This is a genomic window from Proteus sp. fly-1067 (assembly GCF_040139345.1).
In the GTDB taxonomy this organism is placed as follows: Bacteria; Pseudomonadota; Gammaproteobacteria; order Enterobacterales; family Enterobacteriaceae; genus Proteus; species Proteus vulgaris_B.
This window is the reverse complement of record NZ_JBEEUL010000001.1, coordinates 209,722-217,617: the sequence shown is the minus strand read 5'-3', so window position 1 is coordinate 217,617 and position 7,896 is coordinate 209,722. Positions and strand designations below refer to the sequence as shown.

The following is a 7,896-nucleotide window of genomic DNA, read 5'->3' as shown; positions in this document are numbered from 1 at the left end:
GCGTTACCCAGTGCACTTTGAGAACGGTTTAAATTATTTTGAGTTGTTAGAGACAGTACATTGGTATTAATAACTTGTGCCATAAAATATTCCTTCGACTTGATTTTAAAATATTTTTAAATGAATAGGTTGGTTATTACGTCTCTGTAATAACGTTGCCTAAACACTATCGTCATCAATATCGAGGGTTTTACGATTTTTGGCGTCGCGAAAATAGCAATAAAAGCCAGATGGCTAATTTGTAAGGAATAATTGATTGCAAAAAAAAGAGTAAATGATCGAAAGAAAAAATAAAACTAAAAAAGAGTGGGTTTAAATATAAAAAACAAAAAAGACCCTCAGATGAGGGCCTTTGATATAGAAAGGTATCTTTTGTGTCAGAGTACGAATTAACGTAACAGAGACAGAACAGTTTGTGGTACTTGGTTTGCTTGAGCAAGTACTGAAGTACCAGCTTGTTGCAGAATTTGACCACGGCTCATGTTAGAAACTTCTGTTGCGTAGTCAGCATCTAAGATACGGCTACGTGAAGCAGATAAGTTGTTAACAGTGTTGTTCAGGTTGTTGATAGTAGATTCGAAACGGTTTTGAATCGCACCTAATTTAGAACGGCTTTCATCAATTGTGTTGATAGCTTTGTCTAATGTTGCTAAAGCGTCATCTTTAACGTCTAATTTAGCTTTACCATCAGTTGCTTTGAATGCTTCTTCAGCACCATCAATTGCAACTTTACCAGCACCATCACCCTTCAAGCCAGCAACAACTTCTGTACCATCATCTTTAGTGATTACATATTTATCAGCAACTTCAGCACCTGCTTCTACGTATTTAGTCGCAGATTTAATACCGTCAAATGCTGCACCAGCTTCGATATCAGCGGCTGCAACTGCATCACCTTTAGCTTTCGCAGTACCTGCTGGAGTTGTTTCAAACAGTTTATCTGTTGAAACACCTAAAGTATCGTTATCAACTTTATCTAAGTTAAATTTGATAGTTTCGTTATCGTTAGTACCGACTTGGATAACCATCTCAGCTTTTTCACCGCTCAGTACTTTAACGCCGTTGAACTGAGTTTGTTCAGAAATACGAGTGATTTCATCTAAACGTTCTTTAACTTCGTTTTGAATTGAAGTGATATCTGATGCAGAGTTAGTACCGTTTTTAGCTTGAACTGTTAACTCACGGATACGTTGTAAGTTGTTGTTGATTTCGTTCAGAGCACCTTCAGTAGTTTGAGCGATAGAGATACCATCGTTCGCATTACGTGAAGCTTGAGTTAAACCATTTACGTTTGAAGTGAAACGGTTAGCAATCGCTTGACCCGCTGCATCGTCTTTAGCGCTGTTGATACGCAGACCAGAAGACAGACGCTCGATTGCACTTCCTAAAGCTCCCTGAGATTTGTTCAGGTTGTTTTGAGTTACCAGAGATAGATAGTTGGTATTAATGACTTGTGCCATAGCTAGATTCCTTTAAAATCAAGTCGATAAAATAAAAGTTTGCCTATTCATTTTCGGTGTTAATCACCGGCAACAAGTTTATCGGCACCCCACATACAACCTTTAACTTTTCCTACAAATATTTCTGCGTTTTTTTATAGAATTAATGTCAAGCCAATGATAAACAAAGAAATTAATTTATTATTTTTTTATTAAATTTTTATCAATTTTCGTCTCCCCCCTTTTTCTACCCTTCTAAATTCGACTTTGGTCACCAATGGCAATAAAAGGCTTCTATATGTCAGCCTGTTTCACTCATCAAAAATACCAAATAGACGTAAACTTTTCGCCGATTCTACCGATAACGCTTTTTGAGGATTATTTTACGAACACAGAAAGGAGACCAGTATGGCTGGTATTACTTCGTTAGGCGTAGGCTCAGGGATGCCTCTAAGTCAAACATTGGCACAGTTAGAGGCGGCGGAAAATAAACGCCTTGAACCCCTTGATAAACAGATGAAAAGCTATGAAGCGCAAATTACCGCTTACGGTAAAATTCGTGGGCAGCTCGATAAGCTACAAAAAGCGTCAGAAAATTTAAAAAAATTCGACGAAATTATCGCAACAAAAGTCGATGATGAATTTGATGCTTTTAAAGTGACTACAGATGGCAAAGCCAGTGTGGGTAACTACACTATTTCTGTTGAACAATTAGCTAAGTCACAATCTTTGAAAACACAACCTGTCGATGATATTAAAAAATCATTAGGTAAAACATTAGGTGAAGGTAATAAGCGCACTCTTATCATCACACAAGAAGGTGAAAAAGAGCCATTACGTATTGAATTAAACGATGATCAAACGTCTATTCTTGAATTACGTGATGCGATTAATAAAAAAGAAGGTAATGTTTCAGCAAGTATTGTTAAAGCGAAAGATGGTGAAAACTATTTAACACTAACTTCTCGCAAAGAAGGTACAAAATCTGAAATGAAAATTGAGGTAATTGGTGACGATGATCTCGCTTCATACCTTAATTATGACCCTAAAAATACTGAACTGTCGGACCCATCCAATCCTGATTCTAACTTGGTTGATAAATCATCCAAAATGACACAGGTTGTTAAGGCTCAAAACTCTATTGTCAATATTAATGGTATTGATATTGAGCGCCAGACGAATGAGATTAAAGATGCACCAGAAGGGATCACTTTAAATCTAAAGAAAACAACCTTTGATAATAAAGACAAAGCAGATAAGCCTGAAATTGTAAACGTTGCTCGTGATATTGAGCCAATGAAAAAAGCGATCCAAGCTTGGACAGAGGCTTATAACGAGTTAAACAGCACTTATAAATCTCTAACTAAATATACCCAAGTAGAGAAAGGCGAAGCAGCATCAAAAGATAATGGTGTATTACTGGGTGATACCACCAGTCGTATGATTATGTCTGAACTAAAGAGTTTTGTTACAAGCTCACAAAATACATCAGACCTAGATACCCTGAATAAAATGGGTATTAAATTTAAGGTTGATGGCTCTTTAGATATTGATAGTAAAAAACTGGATGAAGCGTTAAAAGAAAAACCTGCTAACGTGAAAGAGTTTTTTATGGGTGACGGTAAAGAAACAGGTTTTGGTACTCAAACCTATAATTACCTAAAGAAAACCCTACAATCTAATGATGGTACGTTAGATATCGCCACTGATGGCGTGAAAAAACGTAAGAAAACATTAGATAGCCAAATTAAAAACACGGAACGTAATATTGCGGCCACGATGGAACGTTATAAAAACCAGTTCCAACAGTTAGATAAAATGGTCAACTCCATGACTAACTCCAGTGCCTCAATCGGCCGTTTATTAATGTAATTTTTAAAAGTAGGACACTATGTATCAACAATCAGCCAGTAAAATGTATGCTCAAATCGACGTTGAAAGCGAGATTTTAAATGCCACGCCTTACCAGCTGATCCAGATCCTATTTAATGGGGCGCTTAGCGCCCTTCGCCGTGCCTTAATATTAATGGAACAAGGAAATATCGCTGGTAAAGGCGAGAATATTTCTAAAGCGATTAATATTATTGGTAATGGATTAAAACAAGGTCTGGATAAAGAAAAAGGTGGCGAGCTTGCAGAGAATCTGGAGCTCCTTTATGACTATATGGTTAATCAGCTACTCGATGCCAACTTAAAAAATAACCCAGAAAAAATTCATGAAGTCATCAAGCTCTTAACTGAAATTTCTGATGCTTGGCAACAAATCGGCACACAGATTAATTCTTATTAAATTAGAGTGGACAACAATATGGATATTATGGTGGCTTACGAGCAGGTTTTAAAATCAAGTGAGCAAATGTTAACGCTTGCCAAAGATCAGCAATGGGACAAGCTGATAGAAATGGAAATGGATTATTTAAAAAGCGTAGAGAATATCACTAAGATGATAAAGCCTGCAGATGGTGAGCTGAGACTACAACAACGCCTCACAGATATGCTAAAGAAAATCTTAGAAAACGAAAATGAGACGCGAAATTTATTACGGGCTCGTCTAGATGAGCTCGGCGTGTTAATTAGACAGACTGAACAAGAGCAGAGGGTACAAAATAGCTATGGTCAGTTTACAGAACATAGTTATTATCCTGATCTCAATCTTAAATAACTCTCCTCTGCGCCAAAAGCGGTTTTATTAGCTAATGGCGTCTTTACTTAGAAAAAATCACTCTTATTATTCAGCTTAATTTGTTATCGGTAACGTCAGGATCAACCTTTACCTTGTTTATTATTTGTTTTTTGATTACACCGATTAAACAGACTGTACTAACACCATATCAATATGTGGAATGTTATCTTCAAGATACGTTTTTGAATCAATAACAAAACCATGTAATTGATAAAATGACACTAAATAAGCCTGTGCCATTATTTTAATTGTATGGGTATTAAATTGACGGCACGTAGTTGCAATTGCCTCTTTTATTAATTGATGAGCAATACCATTCCCTCGCTGATTTTGAGCAACAATCACTCGCCCTATTGAGGCTTCTTTAAACGCGATACCTTGAGGTAATAAGCGTGCATAGGCGATAAATTGCTGGCTCTCTTCCTCTTTTGTAAACAGGTGCAAGGCATTTTGATCTACCCCATCCAGATCTTGATAAGCACATTGCTGTTCACAAATAAAAACCTGATTTCTTAAGGCTAAAATAGCATATAGCTCATCAGTCGTTAGTTGTGTAAATGATTTTAAAATCCAATTCATGCGCTTTATCCCGTGACTTAAAGTAATAAAAAAACAATCAATGATAATTGCAATATCATCGACAAGATATTTGTTTAATATAAAGAGTAAAATAGTGATGTGAATAGTGCGTTTTTATTGTAAAAAACGCAGAAGAATAGATATCCAATACTGAAGAATAGGCAATAAAACCTTTAATTTTAATACGTTCAGACTCCCCTCGAGCCTTTATTACTTTGCTTATCTATTTCTATAAAAATAATCTTAGAGTCGTTCTAACCCTTTCCAAGCTCTGTTTTTTACTTCAGTCACTAAAATGGCTGGATTTAAGGTTATTTTTTCTGCAATTGAAAAAGCCAACTCGATAACTTCTTTATGATCTTTAGTTTCAGTATGGTAATTAAACTCAGCAAGAGGCAGAATATATTTACCTTTTAAACCATGGATCTCTTTTTTAAATCCTTCTTTTTCCATCTTTTGTGTTAATAACACATAATCTGCATTTTCAGGATCGTATAACTCAACTCTAACAGTAAATTCAGGCATAGAAACCTCCTACAGTCTGTCTATGTCTAATGAAATTCTGCTAGCTCTCGAAAGGAAGTATATTAAATCAACAATCATTTTCCTAGTAAGAAACAATGATAAATAATGTGATCATGATTGAAATAGAAATCGCCCACTTAATGTGGGCGACATATTAGATCATAGTAAATTGATAAATAATAATTTATTTAATCACGTCATAAAGTTGCTGATCTGATAAATAATCTGCAGTTAAACCTGCTGATGGATTATATTGTACGCCGAAGATCTCAGAGAATGCTTTACCTTCTTTACCTAATGAAACCTTACGTTCATCTTTACCTGTGCTTTCATAGATAGAATAGGTTTTACGACGCATTGCTGTATATTTATCTGCATCATTAGCAATATCGGTGTGATAGCTCATAATTTGTGTATCCGTTAAGGCTAATTTATTCGCTAAGTCACAACCCCAGCGAGTTAAACAAATTTCTGCAAAATGGCGTACTACTAAACCTGGTGCATATAATGCATTTTCACCTTCACTTCCATCAATAGACGCATTACCCACCAATGTAGCGTGACGTCCTGATATAGGGAAGATATGCATTTTAGTCTCAGATGAAACCGTTGGGATCACACATGTAAATCCTTTTGAACGTTCATCTTTTGCATAAAATCCGACATATTCTTTGACGTTTTTACCTAAGGTTACTTTTTCAGGTTGAAAATTCAGAGGACCTGGAACAGGATCAATAGCAAAGATATTGACTGGAATATCTTTTAATTGAGGATCTGCCAACATCGCATTTGCTAGCATATGGCAAGTAATACCACCACGACTCCAACCCACTAAGTTAACTTGTGTTGGAATAATGCCATCTTTGCGAAAAATACGAATAATTTGTTGCTGGAGTTGCTGTTGAGTGACATGACGATCGCCATAGTCATATTTGCGCCATAAAAAAGAACCTGTTACCTTAACATCTTCAATAGGAATGCCGGCTTTTTTCAGCTGATTATACTGCTCTTCTGTCAATTTTTCACGTTGCCAATCAAAGTTACCTTTCATTAAACAAAGCGCATGGTTGACGTTTTCTTCCCAACCACTACCAAAAAGAGAACCTTTAATATCAGAGTAATTAGGACTTTCAACCCATAAATCATCTTCTTGTAGATTACCACTACCAGGGCCATCAACAATAAACCACTGTGCAAACTCTCGTCCTTGGTTATTTTGCGCTAAAGTGGCAACTAATTCCCCTTGCCAGAAGGTAGGGTTATTATTATCAAATGAGTTAGAGCCGGTACCACATAAATAAACGGTTAATACTGTCATAGTGTAAATTTCCTTTTAATAATGACCAAAAAATCAAACTAATGATTTTTATTTCCTTGTATTGAGCTATTCCTTAGCCCACCAGCACATTACCCATAAGCCTTTTTTTATTCAATTATAAAAAATGAATTAGCAGAGTCGAGATCACATAATTGAATTTTATTTAAGTAAAAGAAATGAAAAAACTCTATCAGATCAATGTAATTAAATAATATAAATGAACCTCTTATTTTTTATTATTTCTATTAGTAAATCGGCTTATAAAAAAGTACATTATATAACCAGCCTTTAAATTTAAATAAAAAAAATCCCACATAACTAAAATGCAGGATTTTCTATTAGGTAGAATGTCTTATAAACGATTAAAAGCAACTACTCTCACCGCAGGAATATCAGCTTGTGCCCCTTCAGCAACTTCCTGACATGCTTTATCTAACGCAATATGGGGTGTGATCCCACTTTCTGTTTCTACAATTTTATGTCCGGCGTAGGTATCACCATTTCTGGAACGCACTTTATACGCAATAAACCAATATTCCATATCATCACCGTTTACGTTATTAATCATGTAATTACCATAGCGGTTTATGACTCGCTTTAATGTGATAATAATCAATAATTTTTAGTTTAATAAAATTGTTTTATAAAAAAATGAACCGTATTGCAGGAAAATCAGGCGTGATATTCCATTTTTGATTGTACTAATTTTTTTATTTTTACTGCTTTTTCAAAGTGATCCAATTTATGCGTCATTATCCACCATGTTGCGACTTCCATTAATAATTCAGGGTTGTCATTTTTATTTGTAAAAAAAGCATAAAAGGATAATCCCACGCCCTCTCCTTTAGCTGAAATCTTGTCATTACATATTTGAATTATTTTTTGTTGTAGTAATTTTCTCATATTCTCTCTACTTTTATTTTTCAACATGGGAATAAATAGGAAAGAACAAATGCGCTATCCATGAAATTTATTCCATAGTTGAATAAGTAACCAAGCAGCAATAACCCAGCAGATCACCGCCGTAGCCAGTGCTGTAAATAATTTCACATAGTTAATCATCACATAAAGTGAAATTAGATAAACCATATAAGGAATAACCGCCCATAGACTAAAAATAATAGTGGTGCGTAACGCTTCAATAGAGCGTTCGGAACCAACAATATAGTGTGCAATAAGCGCGAAAGTTGGAAATAACGGAACTAGTCCCGCAATATAATAATGGCGAGATTTCGATAAAACAGCGATTAATACCACGACAAATGCACCTATCAGTGCTTTAACCAGTAATCCCATTATTCTTTCATCACGTTATAAAAACCTTAGTACTATCATACCTATTCATATTTGTA

The 7,896-nt window shown here is 35.3% G+C and carries 10 protein-coding genes; 3 read left to right on the top strand and 7 right to left on the bottom strand.

The genetic code is table 11. The features are described from left to right. Window positions 1–389: 389 nt before the first annotated feature. A complete protein-coding gene (locus ABN217_RS01030) occupies window positions 390–1,460 on the bottom strand; it encodes a FliC/FljB family flagellin (RefSeq protein WP_196553698.1) in 1,071 nt (356 codons plus the stop codon). A 387-nt stretch (window positions 1,461–1,847) separates the two neighbouring features. On the opposite strand from ABN217_RS01030, the gene fliD reads away from it, so the two are divergent. The 3 genes from fliD to fliT are packed head-to-tail and all read left to right on the top strand — an operon-like array spanning window position 1,848 to window position 4,101. Beyond that, entirely contained in the window at window positions 1,848–3,311 is a 1,464-nt protein-coding gene (gene fliD, locus ABN217_RS01025; protein WP_196553699.1) for a flagellar filament capping protein FliD, read from the top strand. Window positions 3,312–3,330: 19 nt separating this feature from the next. Next, window positions 3,331–3,729: a flagellar export chaperone FliS gene (gene fliS, locus ABN217_RS01020; protein WP_023581844.1), complete on the top strand. Its 399-nt coding sequence runs from the start codon at window positions 3,331–3,333 to the stop codon at window positions 3,727–3,729. A gap of 18 nt (window positions 3,730–3,747) precedes the next feature. Next, window positions 3,748–4,101: a flagellar protein FliT gene (gene fliT, locus ABN217_RS01015; RefSeq protein ID WP_072068502.1), complete on the top strand. Its 354-nt coding sequence runs from the start codon at window positions 3,748–3,750 to the stop codon at window positions 4,099–4,101. A gap of 144 nt (window positions 4,102–4,245) precedes the next feature. On the opposite strand, the gene ABN217_RS01010 is transcribed toward fliT, so the two are convergent. From ABN217_RS01010 to ABN217_RS00985, 6 genes are all read right to left on the bottom strand, one after another. Continuing rightward, on the bottom strand, window positions 4,246–4,701 hold the full coding sequence (locus tag ABN217_RS01010; RefSeq protein ID WP_197269057.1) for a GNAT family N-acetyltransferase: 456 nt from the start codon (window positions 4,699–4,701) through the stop codon (window positions 4,246–4,248). A gap of 243 nt (window positions 4,702–4,944) precedes the next feature. Further along, window positions 4,945–5,226, bottom strand: a complete 282-nt coding sequence (locus ABN217_RS01005) for a hypothetical protein (RefSeq protein WP_349458975.1) — start codon at window positions 5,224–5,226, stop codon at window positions 4,945–4,947. Between the two features lie 184 nt (window positions 5,227–5,410). Continuing rightward, window positions 5,411–6,544 carry a hypothetical protein gene (locus ABN217_RS01000; RefSeq protein ID WP_196553702.1) on the bottom strand — a complete coding sequence of 378 codons (1,134 nt, stop codon included), beginning with the start codon at window positions 6,542–6,544 and terminating at the stop codon, window positions 5,411–5,413. A 352-nt stretch (window positions 6,545–6,896) separates the two neighbouring features. Further along, a complete protein-coding gene (locus ABN217_RS00995; RefSeq protein ID WP_006533140.1) occupies window positions 6,897–7,112 on the bottom strand; it encodes a hypothetical protein in 216 nt (71 codons plus the stop codon). A 104-nt stretch (window positions 7,113–7,216) separates the two neighbouring features. After that, window positions 7,217–7,447, bottom strand: a complete 231-nt coding sequence (locus ABN217_RS00990; RefSeq protein WP_349458973.1) for a DUF6500 family protein — start codon at window positions 7,445–7,447, stop codon at window positions 7,217–7,219. Between the two features lie 54 nt (window positions 7,448–7,501). Continuing rightward, on the bottom strand, window positions 7,502–7,840 hold the full coding sequence (locus ABN217_RS00985; protein ID WP_072068506.1) for a GlpM family protein: 339 nt from the start codon (window positions 7,838–7,840) through the stop codon (window positions 7,502–7,504). Window positions 7,841–7,896: the final 56 nt, after the last annotated feature.

Bases quoted from the DNA above. Each gene is read 5' to 3' on its own strand.
- ABN217_RS01030 (WP_196553698.1), bottom strand. From the start codon at position 1,460: ATGGCACAAGTCATTAATACCAACTATCTATCTCTGGTAACTCAAAAC.
- fliD (WP_196553699.1), top strand. From the start codon at position 1,848: ATGGCTGGTATTACTTCGTTAGGCGTAGGCTCAGGGATGCCTCTAAGT.
- fliS (WP_023581844.1), top strand. From the start codon at position 3,331: ATGTATCAACAATCAGCCAGTAAAATGTATGCTCAAATCGACGTTGAA.
- fliT (WP_072068502.1), top strand. From the start codon at position 3,748: ATGGATATTATGGTGGCTTACGAGCAGGTTTTAAAATCAAGTGAGCAA.
- ABN217_RS01010 (WP_197269057.1), bottom strand. From the start codon at position 4,701: ATGAATTGGATTTTAAAATCATTTACACAACTAACGACTGATGAGCTA.
- ABN217_RS01005 (WP_349458975.1), bottom strand. From the start codon at position 5,226: ATGCCTGAATTTACTGTTAGAGTTGAGTTATACGATCCTGAAAATGCA.
- ABN217_RS01000 (WP_196553702.1), bottom strand. From the start codon at position 6,544: ATGACAGTATTAACCGTTTATTTATGTGGTACCGGCTCTAACTCATTT.
- ABN217_RS00995 (WP_006533140.1), bottom strand. From the start codon at position 7,112: ATGATTAATAACGTAAACGGTGATGATATGGAATATTGGTTTATTGCG.
- ABN217_RS00990 (WP_349458973.1), bottom strand. From the start codon at position 7,447: ATGAGAAAATTACTACAACAAAAAATAATTCAAATATGTAATGACAAG.
- ABN217_RS00985 (WP_072068506.1), bottom strand. From the start codon at position 7,840: ATGGGATTACTGGTTAAAGCACTGATAGGTGCATTTGTCGTGGTATTA.